This window comes from Methylobacillus rhizosphaerae, from assembly GCF_900187985.1.
In the GTDB taxonomy this organism is placed as follows: domain Bacteria; phylum Pseudomonadota; class Gammaproteobacteria; order Burkholderiales; family Methylophilaceae; genus Methylobacillus; species Methylobacillus rhizosphaerae.
The window spans coordinates 52,943-74,921 of sequence record NZ_FZOA01000005.1 but is presented as its reverse complement, the minus strand read 5'-3'; the positions used below and the strand labels follow the sequence as shown (position 1 = coordinate 74,921).

General features: G+C 52.2%; 15 protein-coding genes and 1 riboswitch. Of the genes, 7 read left to right on the top strand and 8 right to left on the bottom strand.

The features are described 5' to 3' along the window. Positions 1-2: 2 nt before the first annotated feature. From CHB59_RS06650 to CHB59_RS06640, 3 genes are all read right to left on the bottom strand, one after another. Positions 3-1,397, bottom strand: coding sequence for an ABC transporter permease subunit (locus CHB59_RS06650; RefSeq protein WP_089375461.1), 1,395 nt, complete (start codon positions 1,395-1,397; stop codon positions 3-5). A 2-nt stretch (positions 1,398-1,399) separates the two neighbouring features. Continuing rightward, positions 1,400-2,104, bottom strand: a complete 705-nt coding sequence (locus CHB59_RS06645) for an ABC transporter ATP-binding protein (RefSeq protein WP_089375460.1) — start codon at positions 2,102-2,104, stop codon at positions 1,400-1,402. Between the two features lie 716 nt (positions 2,105-2,820). Continuing rightward, a complete protein-coding gene (locus CHB59_RS06640; protein WP_089375459.1) occupies positions 2,821-3,837 on the bottom strand; it encodes a LysR family transcriptional regulator in 1,017 nt (338 codons plus the stop codon). Between the two features lie 282 nt (positions 3,838-4,119). On the opposite strand from CHB59_RS06640, the gene CHB59_RS06635 reads away from it, so the two are divergent. Genes CHB59_RS06635 through CHB59_RS06620 form a run of 4 tightly spaced genes read left to right on the top strand, consistent with a single transcriptional unit; the run spans position 4,120 to position 10,924 of the window. After that, the gene (locus tag CHB59_RS06635; protein WP_089375458.1) at positions 4,120-4,965 is read left to right on the top strand and encodes an alpha/beta hydrolase; all 846 of its coding nucleotides are present in this window, start codon (positions 4,120-4,122) and stop codon (positions 4,963-4,965) included. Continuing rightward, the gene (locus tag CHB59_RS06630; RefSeq protein WP_089375457.1) at positions 4,958-6,226 is read left to right on the top strand and encodes an efflux RND transporter periplasmic adaptor subunit; all 1,269 of its coding nucleotides are present in this window, start codon (positions 4,958-4,960) and stop codon (positions 6,224-6,226) included. Before CHB59_RS06635 ends, CHB59_RS06630 begins: the two co-directional genes overlap by 8 nt. A 22-nt stretch (positions 6,227-6,248) precedes the next feature. Next, positions 6,249-9,443, top strand: a complete 3,195-nt coding sequence (locus CHB59_RS06625; RefSeq protein WP_089375456.1) for an efflux RND transporter permease subunit — start codon at positions 6,249-6,251, stop codon at positions 9,441-9,443. A 5-nt stretch (positions 9,444-9,448) separates the two neighbouring features. Then, a complete protein-coding gene (locus tag CHB59_RS06620) occupies positions 9,449-10,924 on the top strand; it encodes an efflux transporter outer membrane subunit (RefSeq protein ID WP_342743068.1) in 1,476 nt (491 codons plus the stop codon). Positions 10,925-11,066: 142 nt separating this feature from the next. Here CHB59_RS06620 and CHB59_RS06615 read toward each other — a convergent pair whose 3' ends face one another. The 4 genes from CHB59_RS06615 to glgC form a co-directional block, all read right to left on the bottom strand. Continuing rightward, positions 11,067-11,981: an ROK family protein gene (locus tag CHB59_RS06615; RefSeq protein WP_179212096.1), complete on the bottom strand. Its 915-nt coding sequence runs from the start codon at positions 11,979-11,981 to the stop codon at positions 11,067-11,069. A 16-nt stretch (positions 11,982-11,997) separates the two neighbouring features. Further along, complete coding sequence (locus CHB59_RS06610) at positions 11,998-14,016, bottom strand: alpha-amylase/4-alpha-glucanotransferase domain-containing protein (protein ID WP_089375454.1); 2,019 nt, start codon at positions 14,014-14,016, stop codon at positions 11,998-12,000. Between the two features lie 21 nt (positions 14,017-14,037). Continuing rightward, positions 14,038-15,786: a glycoside hydrolase family 57 protein gene (locus CHB59_RS06605; protein ID WP_089375453.1), complete on the bottom strand. Its 1,749-nt coding sequence runs from the start codon at positions 15,784-15,786 to the stop codon at positions 14,038-14,040. 66 nt (positions 15,787-15,852) lie between these two features. After that, positions 15,853-17,136, bottom strand: a complete 1,284-nt coding sequence (gene glgC / locus CHB59_RS06600; RefSeq protein ID WP_089375452.1) for a glucose-1-phosphate adenylyltransferase — start codon at positions 17,134-17,136, stop codon at positions 15,853-15,855. 187 nt (positions 17,137-17,323) lie between these two features. Between glgC and glgB the strand changes: the two genes are divergently transcribed. The 3 genes from glgB (at position 17,324) to CHB59_RS06585 (ending at position 21,213) form a co-directional block, all read left to right on the top strand. After that, positions 17,324-19,498, top strand: a complete 2,175-nt coding sequence (gene glgB, locus CHB59_RS06595) for a 1,4-alpha-glucan branching protein GlgB (RefSeq protein WP_089375451.1) — start codon at positions 17,324-17,326, stop codon at positions 19,496-19,498. Between the two features lie 129 nt (positions 19,499-19,627). Further along, on the top strand, positions 19,628-20,383 hold the full coding sequence (locus CHB59_RS06590) for a lipopolysaccharide kinase InaA family protein (RefSeq protein WP_179212095.1): 756 nt from the start codon (positions 19,628-19,630) through the stop codon (positions 20,381-20,383). A gap of 94 nt (positions 20,384-20,477) precedes the next feature. Next, a riboswitch (yybP-ykoY riboswitch) is annotated at positions 20,478-20,629 on the top strand. An 11-nt stretch (positions 20,630-20,640) separates the two neighbouring features. After that, positions 20,641-21,213, top strand: coding sequence for a manganese efflux pump MntP (locus CHB59_RS06585; RefSeq protein WP_089375449.1), 573 nt, complete (start codon positions 20,641-20,643; stop codon positions 21,211-21,213). Between the two features lie 53 nt (positions 21,214-21,266). Here the strand turns inward: CHB59_RS06585 and CHB59_RS06580 are convergent, their stop codons facing one another. Continuing rightward, a complete protein-coding gene (locus tag CHB59_RS06580) occupies positions 21,267-21,899 on the bottom strand; it encodes a TetR family transcriptional regulator (RefSeq protein ID WP_089375448.1) in 633 nt (210 codons plus the stop codon). Between the last annotated feature and the right edge of the window lie 80 nt (positions 21,900-21,979).

Here is a 21,979-nt window from a genome sequence, read left to right as displayed (position 1 = left end):
TTTCAGGCTTTGCGTGGCATAACGGCACGATGGGCCAATACCATCGCTGCCAGTAATACGATGACAAGAATCGCCAGGCTTAGAGTGTTATGTGCCAGGGCAAACTTGCGATCGGGCAGGGCATAGGTAAACTTGGGAAAAGTCGCCCAGAATTCGCGCGTGGACTTGTAGTCGAAATGATGGTCTCCATGACCATCGGCATGCTCGACCAGGTCGTGGCTGACCTTATCCTGCATGATGCGCCTGTGGTTTTCTGCGGCTACGGAGAAGTCGCGATGGTTGGCAAAATCGGTGCCCGCGACTCCCATGGAAAACGAGCGGATGGCAAGCAGGGGAACAACGAATCCCGCCCACTCCTGCACACGCTGTTGCGAGTCAAAGGTATCCCAAAGCTTGTGGAACTGATGATCCAGTGCCTTGTAGCCAGCCTTGTCGTCCACTTCCAGCGCCTTGCCCCATTGGTCGATACCGACTTCGCTGCCCCAACGTTGATCGCTGCCGAAGTTTTCCATCCAGGCCTTCCTGGTTTCATTCCCCAGGTCATTGTCCAGGCTGGCAGTGAATTCATAGCGTGTCGGGTTAGGATGCCAAATGCGTGAGGCATCCGAAATGGCACGAGGTGCAATCATGGTCGTGACAATCCATACGCCAAGCAGGATGGCGAGCGCCATTCTTGACGTTGCCGTTTTGGCAGACACCGCCAGCACGACAAAAATAGCAATTCCCAGATATACGCTATATCCCAGGCCCAGCCATAAGGTGCGCCACAAGGCATCCACCATGGCATTGCCTGACATGGTGAAGACTATCATCCCCATGGCGAACAACAGGGTTGGCAGCAATAACAACCCAAGGCCAATCGCCAGTGCCAGCGCCTTGCCCCACAACAATTGATACGGTGAGATACCCAGGCTAAGCGTTTGCCGGAGGGTGCCTTGCTCTCTCTCGCCTGCAAAGGCGTTGAAACCAAGGATGATCACCAGCAAAGGCCCCAGCATCTGGATCACCCAGGCAGGGGAGAGGTTGCCAAAACGCTGCAGCCCGGTGGCATCCTGTGCTGGGCGAAACTTGACCTCGCTCTGGCGGTGCGCCTGCAACCAGAGCGTGGAGCCCACGTAAGGCACGATACCCGGATCAAGCATGGATAATGCCGATTGTGGTTTGAATACATGCATTCCTTGATGGGCGGCATCATGTGGATGGCGTGCCTCCTGGTTGACCCAATCGTCATAATCCAGTGTCTGCGCAGCGAGTCGCTCTGCATCCGCCGTGCGTTGATGTTGCCAGTTCACCGCCAAGGCAGTGAGCAACAAAAGCAGAATGATGCCGCCTGTCCAGAACAGGCGGCCATCGCGACAAAACTCCGTGAATTCACGGCGTGCAATCAGGCTCAACATGCTTATGCCTCCATGTACTGGAGGTAGAGCGATTCGAGCTCGCTATGGCTGACATCAGCACTATTCAGCTCTGTCAGCAGCTCACCCCGGCGCATGATACCGATGCGGGTGCCGGTTTGCTTGGCATGAAACAAGTCATGAGTAGTCGTCAGCACTGCCACGCCGCTATCCTTGGCCTTGGTCAGGAGTTGGGAGAATTCGTTAGCGGCCTTGGGATCCAAGCCGGAAGTGGGTTCATCCAACAACAACGCTTTGGCATTTTTTGCCATGGCAATGGCAATGCCCACTTTTTGCCGCATCCCTTTGGAATACGTCGAAACACGACGATCGGCTGCAGTGGCATCCAGGCCTGCACCTTGTAACAGTGAAAGCAGTTTGTCACGCGGTAATTTTTCTCCAGTAGCAAGCGCAGCAAAATATTCCAGGTTCTCCAGACCGGATAGCACGCCATACAGCATGACCAGCTCCGGGATATAAGCAATGTCGCGCTTACTCTCCAATGGGTACTGCTGCACATCACGACCATTGACCAGTACCTGGCCACCAGTCGGCTGCAGAAAATTCAGGAACAAATTGATCAGAGTGGTCTTGCCTGCACCATTGGCTCCTAGCAGACAATAAATTTCACCGGGTTTAACATCAATGCTGATGGCCTTCAGGGCCTGGTGCGAGCCAAAATGTTTATCGAGTTGTATAGTTTTTAACATGTTTTCCCTAAGCCCATCTTGTGGGCGAGTATTGATGATGGCAGATGCAAATGGTCACCCACCCAACCTGCAGCATTATCATCAACAAAGCCATTATTTGCAACAGTGTTGCAAATAATGGCTTTTCGAGAAATTTATGCCTCAGGAACCACACGAGACATACGTGACATAATGTCGCACCCGCTGAAAATGGAAATATCAGCCACGCTCATGCCACTTGTTTTTACGAAAACATTTATATACTTCTCAATTGCAATATAGTTTGCTTGGCTGATTCTGAATACGGCGTACTGACAAGTGCCGGAAGCTATTGCGCAGCCTTAGGTACGAGGCTGCTTAGAAGGAGAATTATTGACGGAATAGGCTCTAAAACAAGCTCCGACTAGCGGCGCTTAATATAGATCAGAGATTGATTGATGCAACTTGAGTTAGTAGCAGGCATATGCTTGGAGTTGATGGATAGGCCAGTCAGGCAAATGAGCTTTGAGTTCGTCTACCGATCGAAGCGTAATTATTGATCCATAATTTAACATAATATACATTATGCGAAGTTTTATAAATTTCAAGTAGCAGAGGTTTGGGCTGTTTTCGAATCGCCTGCAGATTTTCCCAATCTTTGTCCCATGATAAAAATTATGTTCTGTACGAGAGATTTTTTTCTTGTTGCCTATACCTTAGTGTTTAACGCAATTTATTTTCAAGCTATTGAAAGTAAATCAAAAAATCGCTTCCGCCTGATTGTTACGCTCGATAATCTCTCGTATTGTTGTGCCTTGTTCTTGCTGACAGGCAAATCGGCATTCTTCATCCTGAATATTTTTGCTGGTCCCACCCAGTAAAGGACAATTTCCAAACAATTCAGCGATCCAGTCTACAAATGCCCTGACTTTGGGAGACAGATGGCGGTTATGCAGGTACACCACTGAGATTGGTTGCACTGAGGGTTGCCATTGGGTTAATACTTCGCTCAGTTCTCCAGATTCGAGTTGCTTCAATACCATGAATCTCGCGGCCTGTATCAGGCCAAACCCTTGTAAAGCACAATCTACATAAGCTTCTGCATCGTTGACTGCCACTTTGCCTGTCATTTTTACTTCTGTGATTTCTCCATCCACGACAAAATCCCAATCCATGTTTCGTCCGGTGCGACTGGAAAAGTAATGGACAGCATGGTGTTGGGCCAGGTCTTCGATAGTGTGTGGTTCGCCATACTGTGCCAGATAGCGCGGTGCTGCACAGGTAACGATTTCGAACGCACCGATGCGGCGCGCCACCATGCTGGAATCCTGGAGATCGCCGACTCTTACAACACAATCAACAGCTTCCTGCACCATGTCCACGGGACGGTCGCTCATGCCGATCACTAATTCAACATCTGGATAACGTGAGTAAAAATCGCACAATTTTGGAATAATGATCAAGCGGCCGATTGAAGGTGGCACATCAATGCGTAAGCGCCCTTTGGGGCCTCGTGTTACATGACGGAACAAGGCTTCGGTTTCATCCACTTCTGCAAGAATCCGCATGCAGCGTTCATAATAGGCGGCGCCATCCGGCGTGACACTGAGTCTGCGTGTGGTTCGGTTGAGCAGCCTCACCTGCAACAGGCCTTCCAGAGATTGTATGGTGGTGGTCACTGTGGTGCGCGGCAAGCCAAGATTATCCGCTGCCCGGGTAAAACTATTGGCATCTACGACGGTAGTAAACACCTTCATTGCCTGGAATCTATCCATACTCTTTCCCTGCTTTATTACGTCATATTGTCATGAAATTAACTAACAATGATAAAAAATGCAATGGATTATTTGGAAAATACCAAGAATACAGGTCTTTCCCTCAATAATTTACATCATTAAATAATGATTAAAATCATATATTTAAATTAAAAAATCTTCATACTGGCTGCAATTGTTCTATATTTAAGAATAGTGTTACCGAAAATAAGCTGATTATTAATTTATTCGTTCATATCAGAATAAAGTCCATTCCAGATAGCAAATAAAGGATTTGCCATCATGATTGTGGACGACACAGTTACACCAGAACTTTCTCCTGAAGAATTCACTATTGCCAGCCCTGGCGGCGCATTACCCGTACGCCTGTATCGGCCTGATGGCAGTAAGCAACTGCTGCCGCTGGTGCTGTATTTTCATGGCGGTGGATTCAACAGTGGCAGTCTGGATGATGCTGAATACCCTGCCCGCTTCATTGCCAACCATTGTCCGGCGCTGGTGTTGGCGGTGGGTTATTCACTGGCTCCCACACATCCGTTTCCTACCGCAACCGAGGAAGCCTATGCGGCAGCTATCTGGGCAACGCGTAATGCCAGGAAACTTGGCGCGATGCCTGAACTACTGGTTGTTGCAGGTGATGATGCCGGTGGGCATATTGTAGCCAGCCTGACCCTGATGGCGCGTGACCGCGCCGAAGTGAATATCACTGCCCAGATACTGATAGGCCCGATGCTGGACCCTAGCATGACACGCTTGGGAGACGCCCAGAAACTGAACTCTGACCTCACGGCAGAACAATGTGCCAAACGCTATCAGCAATATTTTCCGCATAGCATGCAACGCATACATCCGTATGCAGCCCCCTTGGAATGCCTGCGTCTGGCAGGGCTCCCCCCTGCTTTCATTGCCACAGCCGAATGTGATGTGCTGCATGTGGAAGCCGAGAAATATGCTGCCTCCCTGATAAGTGCTGGTGTACCCACACAGGTAGCCCGTTTCGCCAGAGTCAAGCACGCCGATCTGCATACCCATGACCTGGTATTAGAGGAAGTCAGCGACTTTCTGCGTCGTCACGTCAAATCCCTGAATTCATTATTTAACTTTCAAAACAAGGATCATCATGCCTGAAACATTTCGCAAGAAGAAAATTGCTGCCATGATTGCCGCCGCTTTATTGATAGGTGGCATTGGTACTTTCTGGTCACAATCCGGCACATCTGTGCATGCTGAACAAACAACCGCTGTACAAGCGGTGACAGTGGATGTAGCTGCAATAGAAAGCCGTCTGGTCACAGATTGGCAGGATTATTCGGGTCGCCTTGAGGCGGTAGAGCGTGTTGAAATCCGGCCGCTGGTATCTGGCACCCTGACTCGCATTCACTTCAAGGATGGAGATATCGTCAAAAAGGGAGATACCCTATTTACTATTGACCCCCGCCCTTTCGAAGCTGAGGTAGCGCGTACACAAGCGCTTGTCAGCAGTGCCGAAGCACGTGTGGATTACACTACGCGTGACCTTGAACGTGCCGAACGACTGATTGGCGACAATGCCATTGCACGTCGCGATTTTGAGGAAAAACGCAATGCTGCCCTGGAAGCTCAGGCTGGCCTGCTGGCAGCACAGGCTCAGCTCCAGACTGCACAGCTCAATCTGGAATACAGCCATATTACTGCCCCTGTCACCGGACGCATTTCTCGTGCCGAAGTCACACTGGGAAATATTGTTTCTGCAGGTGCCAATTCCGTTCCACTGACAACTCTGGTATCGACTGCCAATATTTATGCGGCTATTGAGGTCGATGAACAAAGCTATCTCAAATTCATCAGCCCGGTCCAAGCTGGCAACCATCATCAGATCAAGGTAGTGCTTGGACTGGCCAATGAAGAAGGATTCAGCCGCCATGGACATATCGGTTCAGTGGATAACCGCCTGGATACAGCCTCAGGCACTATCCGGGTGCGGGCTGTTTTTGATAATGCCGATGGCGTACTTCTCCCCGGATTGTTTGCTCGCGTACGCCTGGGCAGTGGCAATCAACACGAAGCTTTGCTGATTGATGAAAAGGCAGTAGGCACAGACCAGGACAAACGCTTTGTCCTGGTTGTGAATGAGCAGGGCCAGGCCAATTATCGTGAAGTCCATATTGGAGCCTTGCAAGGTCATTTACGCGAGGTGGAAAGTGGGTTGCAGGCTGGCGAACGTATTGTGGTCAACGGACTGCAACGGGTAAAGCCGGGGCAGCAGGTCACCCCTCACCTCGTCGCCATGCCTGGCAGTGAAGCACAGGCAGCACACGAATCTGCAGCCGATATTGGACAAACCACTTCCAGGAAACAAGCTACCTTCCGTCACCTGCCTGAAAAGCGCACCAAGGCCGTGAGCGCCTGAATCAAGACAGGGAGCCAACATTATGAATATCTCTAAATTTTTTATAGACCGGCCGATTTTTGCCGGTGTGTTATCCATGCTCATCCTGCTGGGTGGTGCATTGGCCATGTTTCAATTGCCGATTTCCGAGTACCCCGAGGTAGTACCACCTTCGGTGGTGGTACGTGCACAGTATCCTGGTGCCAACCCCAAGGTGATTGCAGAAACCGTTGCTTCGCCATTGGAGGAATCCATCAACGGCGTCGAAGACATGATCTACATGCAGTCTCAGGCGAATAGCGATGGCAACCTGGCCATCACTGTCAATTTCAAGCTGGGTGTAGATCCTGACAAGGCACAGCAACTGGTACAAAACCGTGTCAATCAAGCCCTGCCCCGCCTGCCGCCAGATGTTCAGCGGCTTGGCCTGACCACGCTCAAGAGCTCGCCCACACTGACCATGGTGGTGCATTTGTCCTCACCGGACAACCGCTACGACATGACCTATCTGCGCAATTATGCCGTCATCAATGTCAAGGACAGGTTGGCGCGAATACAGGGCGTGGGTGAAGTCGGGCTGTTTGGCTCGGGTAACTACGCCATGCGTATCTGGCTGGATCCGCAAAAGGTTGCCCAGCGCAACATGACTGCATCGGATGTCGTACAGGCGATTCGCGAACAAAACGTACAAGTGGCAGCTGGCATCATTGGTGCCTCGCCCAATGCCAAGAGTGTGCCATTGCAACTTTCCGTCAATGCCCAGGGCCGCCTGAAGACCGAGGAGGAGTTTGGGGCCATTATTCTCAAAACTTCTGCAGATGGCGGCATTACACGCTTGTCAGATGTCGCACGAATTGAAATGGCGGCTTCAGAATATGGCCTGCGCTCGCTGCTTGATAACAAGCCGGCAGTGGCCATTCCCATTTTTCAGGCTCCAGGTGCCAACGCCCTGGCTATTTCCGATGCTGTGCGTGAAGCCATGCAGGAACTCAAGGCAGACTTCCCAGAGTCGGTGGAATACCACATTGTCTACGATCCAACCCAGTTTGTGCGATCCAGCATCCATGCGGTCGTCACCACTCTTCTGGAAGCCATTGCGCTGGTTGTGCTGGTTGTAATCCTGTTCCTGCAAACCTGGCGTGCTTCCATCATTCCGTTACTGGCCGTGCCGGTTTCCATTATCGGCACCTTTGCCCTGATGTTGGCCTTTGGCTACTCCATCAATGCACTGTCACTGTTCGGCATGGTGCTGGCCATCGGGATTGTAGTGGATGATGCCATTGTGGTTGTGGAAAACGTCGAACGTAATATTGCAGCTGGATTGACTCCACGCGATGCCACCTATCAGGCCATGCGTGAAGTCAGCGGCCCCATCATTGCCATTGCCCTGACCCTGGTTGCTGTGTTTGTGCCATTGGCATTCATGACAGGGTTAACCGGTCAGTTCTATAAGCAATTTGCCATGACGATTGCCATTTCCACCGTCATTTCTGCCTTCAATTCATTGACCCTGTCCCCTGCCCTTTCTGCGCTGTTGCTCAAGGGACATCATGATCCCAAAGACTGGCTGACACGCTTCATGGACAGATGGCTGGGAGGTTTTTTTGCCCGTTTCAATCATATGTTCAGCCGTGCTTCCGAGCATTATGGCAAAGGCGTAAAAGGCATTATCAACCGCAAGGCTTCTGCCATGGGGGTCTATGCCGTACTGCTGGGTCTGACCGTTGGCATTTCCCTGATTGTGCCAGGTGGTTTTGTACCGGCACAGGACAAGCAATATCTGGTTGGGTTTGCACAGCTGCCGCCTGGTGCTTCGCTGGAACGTACTGAAGAAGTGATTCGACGCATGAGCGAAATTGCCTTGCAACAACCTGGCGTGGAGAATGCCGTCGCCTTCCCCGGCCTTTCAATCAATGGCTTTACCAACAGCTCAAGTGCAGGCATTGTGTTCACGCCACTCAAGCCGTTCAAGGAACGCAATAGTGCTGACCTGTCGGCTAGCGCCATCGCCCAGGCGCTCAACCAGAAATTTGCTGAGATCCAGGATGCCTATATTGCCGTATTCCCGCCACCTCCCGTAATGGGCCTTGGTACCATCGGTGGCTTCAAGATGCAGATTGAAGACAGGGGTGCACTGGGATACGCCGAGTTGAACAATGCAGCCAATGCTTTCATGGCAGAGGCGCAGAAATCTCCTGAACTTGGCCCCATGTTTTCCAATTACCAGATCAATGTCCCGCAACTCAATGTTGATCTTGATCGCGCCAAGGCCAAGCAGCTAGGTGTACCGGTCACTGAAGTGTTCGACACCATGCAGATATATCTGGGGTCGTTATACATCAATGACTTCAACCGTTTCGGCCGTGTGTTCCAGGTCCGTGCCCAGGCTGACGCCCCCTATCGTGCCCAGGCTGAGGATATTCTGCAGCTCAAGACCCGTAACAATGCAGGTGACATGGTGCCATTGTCTTCATTGGTCAAGGTAAGCCCGACCTATGGTCCGGAAATGGTCGTGCGCTATAACGGCTATACCGCTGCCGATATCAATGGCGGGCCGGCACCTGGATATTCATCCGGTCAGGCCCAGGCTGCTGTGGAGAAAATCGCTGCCAGAACCCTGCCTCAAGGTATCAAGTTCGAATGGACTGACCTGACCTACCAGCAGATCATTGCCGGTAATGCCGGTATCTGGGTATTTCCTATCAGTGTGTTGCTGGTATTCCTGGTACTGGCTGCCCTCTATGAAAGCCTGACCCTGCCATTGGCCGTGATCCTGATCGTACCTATGAGCATACTGGCTGCGTTGACTGGCGTATGGCTGACCAAGGGTGATAACAACATCTTCACCCAGATCGGCCTCATGGTACTGGTCGGTCTGGCGTCGAAGAATGCCATCCTCATTGTGGAGTTTGCCCGGGAGCTTGAGCTGCAAGGCAGTAGCATCATCAAGGCTGCTATCGAGGCAAGCCGCTTACGTTTGCGCCCTATTCTCATGACATCCATTGCCTTCATCATGGGCGTTGTTCCCTTGGTCACATCCACGGGAGCCGGTGCTGAAATGCGCCATGCCATGGGTATCGCGGTGTTCTTTGGCATGCTGGGGGTCACCTTGTTCGGACTGTTTCTGACACCGGTGTTTTATGTATTGCTGCGTATGTTAAGTGGAGGACGAAAACTGCATTCAGCCACTGAGCACAAGCCTCATATCGAAGGCCCGACAGCCAGCCATTTGCTATAGGAATTATGATGAAAAAATTTCAACTTCTATCTTTACTCACGGCGACCCTGATCCTGGCTGCATGCTCAGTAGCTCCTCTCTATGAAAAACCGCAGGTCATGATGCCGCAACAGTTCAAGGAAGCCCATGGCAGTTTGAAGGGAGAACAAGGCAGCCAGTGGCAGACTGCCCAGCCTTCTGAGGTTGCCGATCGTGGCCTGTGGTGGCAGGTGTTCAATGATGCTACGCTGAATGACCTGGAGGAGCAGGCTCTGCTCGACAACCAGAACCTGCAGGCGGCCATTGCCCGTCTTGCGCAGTCTCGTGCCCTGCTCAAGGATGAACGCTCTGCGCGTACTCCACAGATCAGTGCCGGCATGAGCCCAACGCTCCAGCGAGTCTCCCCTGACTCACAACGTGCCGAAAGCGGTAGTGAACAGACCTTGTGGCGAGCCCAGGCCCAGATTGCCTACGAGGCCGACTTGTTCGGCAGGGTTTCCTCCCTGATTGGTGCCGCCCAGGCCGATGCAGAACAAAGTGCGGCATTGCTGCAGTCCGTGCAACTCTCGCTTCAGGCGGATGTTGCTCAGCAATATTTCACTATTCGTGAGCTGGATGCTGAACAGGAGATCCTGCGATATACCGTGGATCTGCGGGCAAAAATGGTGCAACTCACTCAGTATCGCTTTGATGCCGGCGACATCGGAGAGCTTGAACTGGTACGTGCCAGGAGTGAACTGGCTTCTGCAGAATCTGAAACACTTGCCGTCAGCCGTCGCCGAGCCATCGCAGAACATGCACTTGCCATTCTGCTGGGCAAGGCACCTGCAGAGTTCAATCTGGCTGCCATGCCGCTGCAACGCATCAATATCCAGATACCCGCGGGCTTGCCATCAACATTGCTTGAACGCCGGCCAGACATTGCAGCCGCAGAACGCGCCATGGCAGCTGCCAATGCCCGTATCGGCGTTGCCAGAGCAGCCTATTTCCCACGGCTCAACATCACCAGTGCCCTGGGATATGAATCCTCTGACATTGGTCACCTGTTTGAGTGGTCCAGCCGAACATTCCTGCTGGGGCCATTGATAGGCACTATGCTGTCCCTGCCTATTCTTGATGGGGGTAAGCGTGATGCCGGACTGGCACGCGCGCGCGCAGTGTACGAGGAAGATGTGGCACTGTATCGACAGACTGTCCTGAAGGCCTTTGGCGAAGTCGAGGATAACCTGGCCAGCCTGCGTATCATTGATCGACAGACTGGTGTACAGGACAATGCCGTGATCTACTCGGAGCGCGCCAGTAGCTTGGCACAAAGCCGTTACCGCGAAGGCCTTGTCAGCTATATCGAAGTCATTGATGCTGACCGTACTCTACTCTCTCAGAGGCGGGTAACATTGCAGCTGAATGCAGAGCGTGCACGAGCCACAGTTCAGTTGATTCGTGCATTAGGTGGAAGCTGGCAAGCACCTGCGCAACCCAACCTGGCTCAAGCCAGCAGGTAATAAGCACAGAAAAATAAAAGGCCATGCATCAGCATGGCCTTTTATGGTCGAGATATTATTTTTAGAATGAAATCATTACAAGCGATGTTATCGGAGATATCGCCCACGCATACTTGTGGCCGGTTCGGACAGCATTGCTGGTCTAGGATAGATAAGCAGCGCCTATGATACCTGCCAGGTCGCCGCTTTCTGAAACTGCCATGGTTATTTTGTTTCTGAGGACAGGCACCAAGTCATTATCCAACTGTGTTTCCAGTTCCGGGGCGATATGACGCCAGGCCTGGCTCATGCCGCCACCCACCAGCACCAATTCCGGGTCAACGGTTTTCACTATATGAGCAATGGCCTGTCCCAGGTAGCGCCCGGCCAGCGCATAAGCTGCCAGTGCCGCTTCATCATCAGCATCGGCCCGGGCGGCTATATCATGAGCGACAAGATGCTGTCCGCTCAATTCGGCATAACTGGCGATAACACCAGGCGCTGCTGCATATTGTTCCAGGCACCCCTTATTGCCGCATCCACATTGGCGCCCATTGGCCTCGACGATCAGGTGTCCGATTTCCATGGCAATGCCATGATCTCCCGGATAAGGCAGACCAGCATGGATCAGCCCTCCCCCGACCCCAGTGCCCAGGCCGATATACACCATGCTGCGCGGAGGAGTTTCAAGGAGCTTGTATTCACCCAAGGCCGCCACCAGCGCATCATTTTCCAACCTGACAGGCAATTCAATCAATCGAGAAAGTGCGGCGGCCAGGTCAACTTTCCGTAACCCGGGCAGATTGGGAGATTGCAGCACCTGGCCGCTTTTCGGGTCAATAAAGCCGGGAAAACCGATGCCGACATGCTGCACGTCGGGATAGGCTGCCTTGGCCTGCAGTAAGGCAGCGCTGGTAATACGCAGGATTTCCTGCAGGGCGGCTTCAGGGGCATGCTGTTTGCAGATTGCAGAGAAATCCGCAGGAAAACGTTGCTGATAGATTACCTCCAGCTCCCGTACCACCCCCACCCTCAGGTTGGTGCCGCCTATATCAACGCCAATATTCAATGCTGCCATCACTCTATGCCTAAGTTCATATTGCCTTGAGATGCACGAAAATTTCCTGTCCCAGTTGTTCCACCGGCCACTCCAGCACAATGGTGACTGCCTGCATGACCTTTTCGAAACCCGCTTCGGACTGGGAAACCGAGAAATGCGGATGGCTAAAATAATGGCAAGGGATGCTGCTGCTCAATTCCAGTGTTCCGCCCAGCACTTCATCGTCCAGGAAAAGCTGCTGGAAGTTTTCCATTACCAGCGGTTGCCCGAAGCCACCGAGAATATGCTCATCCTGGCGGAAACGGCCTGCAGGACCATCGCAGCTTGGCATGGCAAGGTTAAGCTCCACTCTCAGCCTGCCTTCCAGCAGTTCCTGGCTGGCAAATGTGTACTGCACCACCAGCTGATTCTGTTCCAGGTTGAAGGTCTTGCGCAGTAGACTGGCCTGCCCAGGCAGGCTGGCCGCAAACTCGCAACCAGGCCCGCCATGTTCATCCCGCATATATTGCAAACGGTGGCTGGTACCTTGGTGATCATGCCAGCTATCGCAGAAAAGCGCCTTGCGGTATTCATCCACAATCAGGTCAGCAGGCGTTATTTCATGCTTGGAGGCCATCTGCTCGTGTGGATTACTGATGCCCCCTCCCTGCTGTTGGTGCTCTGGAGCTGCATGAATCCTGCGATGGTAGTGTTCCGTCTGCCTGGTCAGGGTATCCGCAAAGTTATGCTTGAGTTTATAGCTATCAAACTCAGCGATGGATGCCGTGCCATCCAGTCGGATCACAGCCTGCAGGCAGCCATTCTGCATAAAAAATTCGTCATGGCCGTCCAGGTCGATATCCATCACTTGCTGCGGTGACCGTGCCTCCACCTCATCCAGCAGGCTTTCCAGCCGCACTAGCGCCTGGTACACCGCCCGGCGCAGATGTGGCAGGTACAACCCGCCAAACAGGCCATGCCAGTAAGCATCATTGGCCTGGGCTTCATACAATGCCTGCAACATCTCTGCCGTTTGCTGCTTTTCCGGCAAGGCATGATAACGTGCAGACAATGCCAGCATACGTTTGTGCATCCAGTTAGACTCAGGATAGCGCATGAGGAAATTACGCCAGATGCCGCCACGCACAAATGGTTTGCTGGTTTCATAGCGCTGTTGCTGCCGCTCCTGCTCCACCAGGTCGGCATAATGGTGTGCAGCGGGCACTGGCAGGGTCCATTCGTTCATTTCGATATAGGAAGTCGTCGGCAGGTACACTACTCCGCGCTTCTTTGCCTGCTGGTGATAATCACAATAACGCATGGGCTTGATGATATCGGATGCCAGCACCCCTTCTATGAACTGGCGCAGCCAGCCACGCTCATACACCCACTGATAGGTTTCAGGCCATATTCCGAATTTTTCTATATCATCAAAATACACTGCGGCGGCCTGACCATCCTCCTGCGCCAGGCTTTCGAGATACTCCACCACCTCATGAGCCGGGGAAAATGGCAAGCGGTAGCGCAGGGCTTCGGAAATCGGGAATAAATCCAGCTGGCGTCCATCTTCCTCAGTGGTATAAAAACCATCGAGTTTGTTGGTTGCATGGCCGGTGCACATGAAGTGATAGTCATCCACTGTCACATAGCGTATGCCAGCATCGACCAGCGCAGGTACCACGGTAGATTCCCAGACTCGCTCAGTCAGCCAGGCCCCTTGCGGCACCTCACCAAATGCCTGCTTGAGCCGGTGGGACAAGGTGTTGATCTGGCCGATTCGGTCCTTGACTGGAATGGAAGCCAGCACTGGCTCGGTAAAGCCTGCGCCGAACAGCTCTGCCTGCCCTCGTGCCACCATGTCGCGCAGCAAAGCCATATCCTCAGGAAAATGCTGGATCATGTAATCCAGCAACCAGCCACTAATATGAATCGCAAAATGAAAATCCGGATACTCATGTACCGTCCTCAGGAACGGGCCGTAGCAGCGGGCATGAGCATCATCCAGCACACTGGTAAAATTCCCCACTGGTTGATGAGCGTGGACCCCGAGCAATAATGCAACAGTTTTAGCCAAGTACTACTCCTGTCATATCTATCAAGTTGATGATTCTGCTGATTGGCCGCGGCGCATGGTGCCGGCATTGGCCGCTGTCGAGGATGCCGACCCCGCGCTGATGGCCTGGTCCAGAGTGTGTGGCGGATCCAGCTGCAATAAATGGTAAAGGTTGGACAGGTTGCGGCGGAACAAATGGTCAAAACTGCTGACGCTCAAGCCCGAGTTATAGTCACCAAACCACCAGAACCAGTCTGACCCTTCGCAGATGGCCAATTGCCGTGTGGCGGCCGCCAGCTCAGCCTCCGTCAGTGCACCCTGCTGCACGACACGATCGTAGGCCTGCTTGGCTTCACACAATAGATCCCAACCCTTGTTCTTATCTGAACTGCCTATCCAGGTACTGAAACTGCCATACACCCAGCTGCCTGCCGCAACAGCAGGCAATTCTCCTATGGGTAATCCCGAATCCGGCTGCAGGCATCGCTGCACCAGATCACTTGGTGTGGTCATGGTGATGTGTTCATGCGTGCTCAAGGCTGTATATAGCTGGCTCAGGAAGTAATATCCATTGTAGGGATAGTACTCCCAGGCATTTTCACCATCCAGAATCACGCTGACAATCGGCGGCTGTTCACCTGGATGCTGCTCATAAATCTGTTCCAGGTGGTGTACGAAATCTGCCACTGCACTATCTGCGTGCAGGTTTGCATATTCAAAGCCGATTTTGTCTGACAGCTGGTCATCACGGAAAAAACACATGATGGAATCCTGCTCATTGCCAACACGATACGGCTTGTAAAGGTACTCATGCCTGGGCGGCAAGCCACTGCTGTCAAAGGATTTATACAGGCTATTGGCCAGCACGCCTTCCCCGGTGGCAGCCCATTTCACTCCATGCTGTGCCAGCAGGATCAGCGCTTCTTGCGACACAGCGCCTTCTGCAGGCCACATGCCGTTGGACGCTTTGCCGAAGCGATGCTGATGAAACTCCTGCGCCTCCTGCACATGGGCACATGCCCGCTGCCTGCCACCCGGGTACTGCGGGTAACGCGGCAATGGTGCATAAGGCATGGCATCGCGGGTTGAGCGAAAATCCAGCAGCAACGGCAGGATGGGATGATAGTGCGGCGTTGTAGAAATTTCGATGCGACCAGTGGCTTCCAATGCCCGGTAGCGCGGGATCAGGCCACGGATCAGGTCTGCCATCACCCGGAACAATACTTGCCTGTCTTCCAGCGTGAACTGACTGCCCTTGTTCATGAGCATCTGGATTTCACTGCTGTTCCTGCGCACGCTTTCGCCGGTCCAGGCCAGGTGATACCAGACAATCAGGTCTGCCATATATTGGCCGGACAGGTAATTGAGCATACTCTTGCCGCGTGGCTCAAGCTTGGTATACATATTGTACAGACACTGGTAATGCTCAAAGGGAGCCAGCATCTTTTCATGATGGCCCTTGAAACAGCTTTCCAGAATCAGACAACGCTCATCCAGCGTCAGTGACTTCATGTCCTCCCTGAGCAGCAAGGCCAGCAGAGGATCTCTTATCTTCCCACTATTGAACTGATCTGCATAATCCTCAAGCTGATCCAGCAGCACAGGCACAAAATTGAAGCTCACCCGTGCAGCAGGATTGCTTTCGAGGTGATAGGCCATATCCGTGTAATCCTTGATGGCATGCAGGTATGTCCAGGGCAGGACATATTCGCCACTGATGGAATCCCGGTAATCCGGCTGATGCATATGCCAGTATAAATTGAGATACAGCTTGGGATGCGATGCGGTCATATCTTCCCTTAATGTTTACATGAGTGAATCCTGTTCATGATTACCCGACCTCTCAGTCATCGAGTCTCAACGAATATGGTGCAGGCTCTGTCCCAGCATCGTCGCCGTCACCAGTACAATCCCTTGCTCCGTGACATAAAAACGTTCACGGTCAGCTACCGGATCCACCCCGATTTCCATGCCATCGGGAATTCTTGCTCCGTTATCCACGACAACACGCTTCAAGGTGACATTTCGCCCCACATCCACTTTAGGAAGGATGACGGACTGCTCAATCAGGCTATAGCTGTTGACCCGAACATCCGAGAACAGGATTGAATTACGCACCAGTGAGCCACTGACAATGCACCCACCTGAAATCATGGAATCTGTTGCCTGCCCTCGCCTGTCATCACTGTCAAAAACGAACTTGGCTGGCGGTAACTGTTCCTGATATGTCCATATCGGCCACTGCCGGTCATAAAGATTCAACTCGGGGATGACCTTGGTCAGCTCCATATTCGCTTCCCAATATGCATCAATCGTGCCAACATCCCGCCAATAGTAATTTCCATCATCCGCCCCAACGCAACTATCAGCGAAACGATGGGCATACACCCGGTATTTATTGATCAGGTAGGGAATGATGTCATGACCAAAGTCATGCGATGAATGAGGGTCATCTGCATCCCTAATCAACTGCTCATAGAGAAAACTGGCATTGAAGATATAGATACCCATGCTGGCGAGCGCATGTTCCGGGTCGCCAGGAATAGAAGGAGGGTCAGCAGGTTTTTCCCGGAAATCGACTACCCTGTCATTGTTGTCGACCCCCATGACACCGAAAGCAGTGGCCTCCTGCAGCGGCACGTTGATACATGCCACAGTCATATCAGCCTTGTTACGCACATGCGCTGCCAGCATCTGTCCGTAATCCATCTTGTAGATGTGGTCGCCTGCCAGGATCAGTACAAACTCGGCACTGGTCTGTCGCAGGATATCCAGGTTCTGGAATACGGCATCTGCAGTACCCTTATACCATTCTTCCTGGACACGCTGCTGGGCAGGAAGAAGATCAACAAACTCATTGAACTCGCCACGCAGAAACCCCCAGCCACGCTGGATATGCTGAATCAGGGTATGGGCCTTGTACTGCGTCACGACACCGATGCGCCTGATGCCTGAGTTGATACAATTGGATAAGGGAAAATCGATGATGCGGAACTTGCCGCCAAAAGGCACTGCCGGCTTGGCTGTCCAGTCCGTGAGGCCTTTGAGGCGGCTGCCTCGTCCTCCAGCCAGAATCAGTGCTACAGTATTTTTTGTCAGAGTACTGACAAAGCGAGATGAACCTAATTCCTGTTGCTGCATTTTTGCCCCTCCTGATTTATAGTTTGGACATCATGTTATTAGTCAACAATTCGCGAACCGGGCCAATCCGCGCTGAACCTCTCTTGCACTTGGTTCATTATAGGCACGAAGCCAGCCGCTAATCCATAGCGCACCGCAATTTTATAATTAAGGCCACTAACCAAATTTTGCAGAACTGGAACCAACATTGAGCACATCCAAACAAGCTCCTGCACTGACACAGATTCTTGCCGGTTGCCATCATGATCCTTTTTCATATCTCGGCCTGCATCAACACGGCAATCATTATGTCCTGCGCATATTGCAACCGTATGCCGATAAAATCTGGCTGCAGACTGATGCCGGCTGGCAGGCACTGCACCGTACCCATGAGGCAGGACTATTTGAATGGCAAGGCAAGACTCCTCCTCCAGTTCCGTGTCGTATCAAGCTGGAAAAGTCCGGACACAGCTGGGAGACCCATGATGCCTATACATTCTGGACAGCACTCTCAAATGATGAGCTCTACTTGTTTGGTGAAGGCAGGCTGAAGCAGGCTTACCGCACATTCGGCGCACATTTATGCGTGCAACAGGGAGTGCATGGCGTGCGCTTTATTGTCTGGGCGCCCAACGCGGAGCGTGTCAGCGTCATTGGCAACTTTAACCATTGGGATGGTCGACTGCACGCCATGCGTGTCCATGGCAGCAGTGGCGTTTGGGAAATTTTCATCCCGGGCCTGACCGATCACGATATTTACAAGTTCGAAATCCGCAATCGCCAAACAGGACAAGTCCTGGTCAAGACAGATCCATATGGCTTCAGCTTCGAACAACTGCCAGGCACCGCTGCCCGTGTCACGGCTAGTGGGCAATATACCTGGCTGGATCAGGATTGGCTGGATCAGCGCAGCAGGGCTGACTGGTTGCATGCACCCTTCAACTGCTACGAAGTGCATCTGGGATCGTGGAAGCGCAATAGCGAAGGACAATTCCTCAGCTATCGTGAACTTGCCGCAGAACTGATCCCTTATATACAGGAAATGGGCTATACCCACATTGAGTTGCTGCCGATTTCCGAACATCCCTTGAATGAGTCATGGGGATACCAGACGACGGGCTATTTCGGTGTCACCAATCGTTTTGGCAGTCCTGACGAGCTGCGCTATTTTATCGATTGCTGCCATCAGGCTGGTATCGGCGTCATCCTGGATTGGGTGCCCGGGCACTTCCCCAAGGATGACTGGGCACTGGCGCGCTTTGATGGTACGGCATTGTTTGAGCATGCAGATCCCCGACGTGGTGAACATCAGGACTGGGGTACTTATATTTTCAATTATGGACGCAATGAAGTCCGTAACTTCCTGCTGGCAAATGCCCATTACTGGCTATCCGAGTTTCATATTGACGGCCTGCGTGTCGATGCCGTGGCCTCTATGCTGTATCTTGACTATTCGCGGAAAGCAGATGAATGGCTCCCCAATCAGTATGGTGGACGTGAAAACCTGGAGGCCATTGACTTTCTCCGCCAGCTCAACGTCATGGTGCATGAAGATTTCCCAGGCGCACTGACCATCGCAGAAGAGTCCACGGCATGGCCGATGATTTCCCGCCCGGTATACCTGGGTGGATTGGGCTTTTCCATGAAATGGAATATGGGCTGGATGAATGACACCCTGGACTACATACAGAATGACCCTGTTCATCGCCGCTTTCATCATGACAAACTGACATTCGGGCAGCTCTATGCCTACAGCGAGAACTTCGTCCTGCCCTTTTCCCATGACGAAGTAGTGCATGGCAAATATTCCCTGCTGGACAAAATGCCAGGAGATGGCTGGCAGAAATTCGCCAATTTGCGCTTGCTCATGACCTACCAGATGAGCATGAGCGGTAAAAAACTCAATTTTATGGGTAATGAGTTCGGCCAGGGTCGAGAATGGAATGTCAATGCCAGTCTGGACTGGCAGCTGCTTTCACATCACTGGCACCAGGGTGTGCAGCACCTGAACCGGGATCTGGCGCACCTGTATCGCCAGCTCCCTGCCCTACATGAACTCGACTTCGATGCATACGGTTTTGAGTGGATAGACTGCAATGACCGGGATCAGTCCATCATCAGTTACCTGCGCCGCGCCCAGGACGGCAGCTTTGTCCTGGTCTTGCTCAATTTTACTCCGGTGCTGCGCACCGGTTACCGTATAGGGGTGCCAGAGGCAGGACATTACAAGGAAATTTTCAGCAGCGATGCCGAGCGCTATGGTGGCAGTAGCCAAGGTAATGGCATGGGCTTGCAGAGCGAACCGCACCCCTGTATGGGGCATGGGAATTCTCTTGTGCTCACCCTGCCACCTCTGGCTGGTATTGTCCTGATGTTGGATTGAAGCCAGTGCACTTGCATTGATCAACCATTGTTTACATATGGAGTGTTGCAATTTTGTGACAGTTGTAGTTTTATTCACACAGCAACGGGAATTTTTCATGGTGAAGCAATGTGTTTCCAGGTTGATCATATGCAAGAAGATGCGCATGCAGGCACACCGGATTTTGACACCCTCTGGTACTTACAGGCAGGCTGGTTTGAAGCTCCCAATATACACCGGCAAGGCTGGAGTGGCGTAAGCAGGATCCCGATTGCAGACAGTAGCAATGCCGCCGGGTTCCATGCGTTCCTGAAACGCCAGCAGAATTTCATGCGCCGCACATGGCGGCATCCTGTCATAGGCGTTCCCACATTTAGGTGCGAATATGCCATGCTGCTGCACTTACAACAGCATGGCATCCCTGTTCCTGTTCCCTTGTTTTTTTCAGAGAAAAAACTCGATGGCAATACCAATGCCGTGTTGCTGACGGTGGAACTCCAGGGATATGTATCATTGGATGCAGTTCTGGCCTGGCTTTCAGCAGAAGAATGGCCACTCTCGCGGCAGCGAAAACTGATCAAGTCCATCGCACGGACTGTCGCTACGCTGCATGCACACAAAGTCCAGCATCGCGCCTTGTATCCCAAGCATATTTTTATACGCGAACAGCCCCAAGGTGAGTTTGACAGCGTCCTCATTGATCTGGAGAAGGCCCGCTTCAAGTGGTTTTCCTGGCAATGCACCCTTCACGACCTGACGACGCTGAACCGGGATACGCCGCAACTCGGCTTGCGTCAGCGCCTGTATTTTCTTCATCAATATTACCAGGTAGGAAAATTGGGGCAATTTTCCAGGTGGATGGCACAACGTATTACTTCCCGCACCTTACGTAAGCAAAAGCACTGACCCTGCCTGGATATGATTCTCTTTCTCATATCCACAACCAATAGTGTCAAAATGGCTTAAAAACACTTTATATAGTAGAATGGTGCCATCTTTAGGGAGTAGCCGGCTTCTTTGCGAAGCGCCCGTGTCAACATAATCGACACTTGTCGTGGTACGGGCAGCCATTCTGCTTGGCGAGACTAAATGAAAGCCGGTACCTTCTGCTCGGGCGGTCTGGCTGACATTTGGTGAACCACGCCCGACAATATTGATGATCCATGAATATCCTTTCCGTTTTCCTCCTGGCACTCGCCATGTCGGCTGATGCATTTGCTGCTGCAATCGGAAAAGGTGCCATGCTGCACCGCCCACGCCTGGTTGAAGCACTACGTACAGGCATTATATTCGGCAGTATCGAAGCTGTTACCCCATTGATAGGCTGGGGCCTTGGTCGCATGGCAGCAGGCTACGTCACCGCCTGGGATCACTGGATCGCTTTTGCCATTCTTTCCATATTGGGAGTGCGCATGATCTGGTCTGGATTAAAGCCGGATACATCCGATCATGAAAAACCCCGCAGCCACTCATTCGCCCTGCTGGCAGTAACTGCCCTGGGCACCAGCATTGATGCCATGAGCGTGGGCGTCAGCCTGGCATTCCTTGATGTAGACATCCTGCCAGTAGCTGCCATGATAGGCATCGTTACCTGCATCATGGTCAGTATCGGGGTATTGCTGGGGCGCATGTTGGGTTCAGCTTCCAAGCACTCGGCTGAAATTATCGGCGGCATGTTGCTGATTGGTATCGGCAGCCTGATCCTGTATCAGCATCTTTCCAGCTTGACAGGCTGACAGTCTCGCGCGCTACAAGACCAATATGAACAGCCAGATGGGCACAAGCAGTGCTACTGTCGATTACGTAACTGAGGTGCCTTGATAAAGGCAACAAAACCGGCCCGATACAGGATCTCAGCGGTCTGCCACCGATCCTCCTGACGGACACGATTGGTCCAGAACAAAGTACTGTGAATACCATCAAACAGGGAAAACAGGTAAAGATTGGCAAGATTGATATCCAAGTCTGCTGGCAGCTCTCCTTCGGCCATGGCGGAACGGATCAATGCCGTGATTTCCTGCCGACATTGGTGTTCCCAGCGCTCACGGATTTCCAGCAAAGGTTCGTTATCCTTATTCGGGTCACCCTGAACATACAGTATCTGCAATACACGCTGCACTGTCCCCGGCTCGGTGCAAAGCCGCAGAAAATACATGCCCTGCTCGAACAAGGTTTCCAGAATGGAAGCGCCTGGAGTACGCTCAGGAGTGGCTGCCAGTGCAAGCGCCCGTTCACACATGGCAACAGACAGGTCGGCCTTATTCTTGAAATGTCCGTATACCGCCCCGCGCGACACATGCGCGGCATCTGCGATATCGGCCATTGTGGCGTAACTGATACCACGTAATAAAATCACCCGTTCGGCCGCATCAAGAATGTTCTCCCGGGTTTGCAAAGACTCTTCTTTGGTTTTTCTAGCCACGTCAACTCCATCACCTTAAACTGCAGGTTGTTATTATACAACCAACAATTAATCAATCATGATTGATTATAGTATAGTGC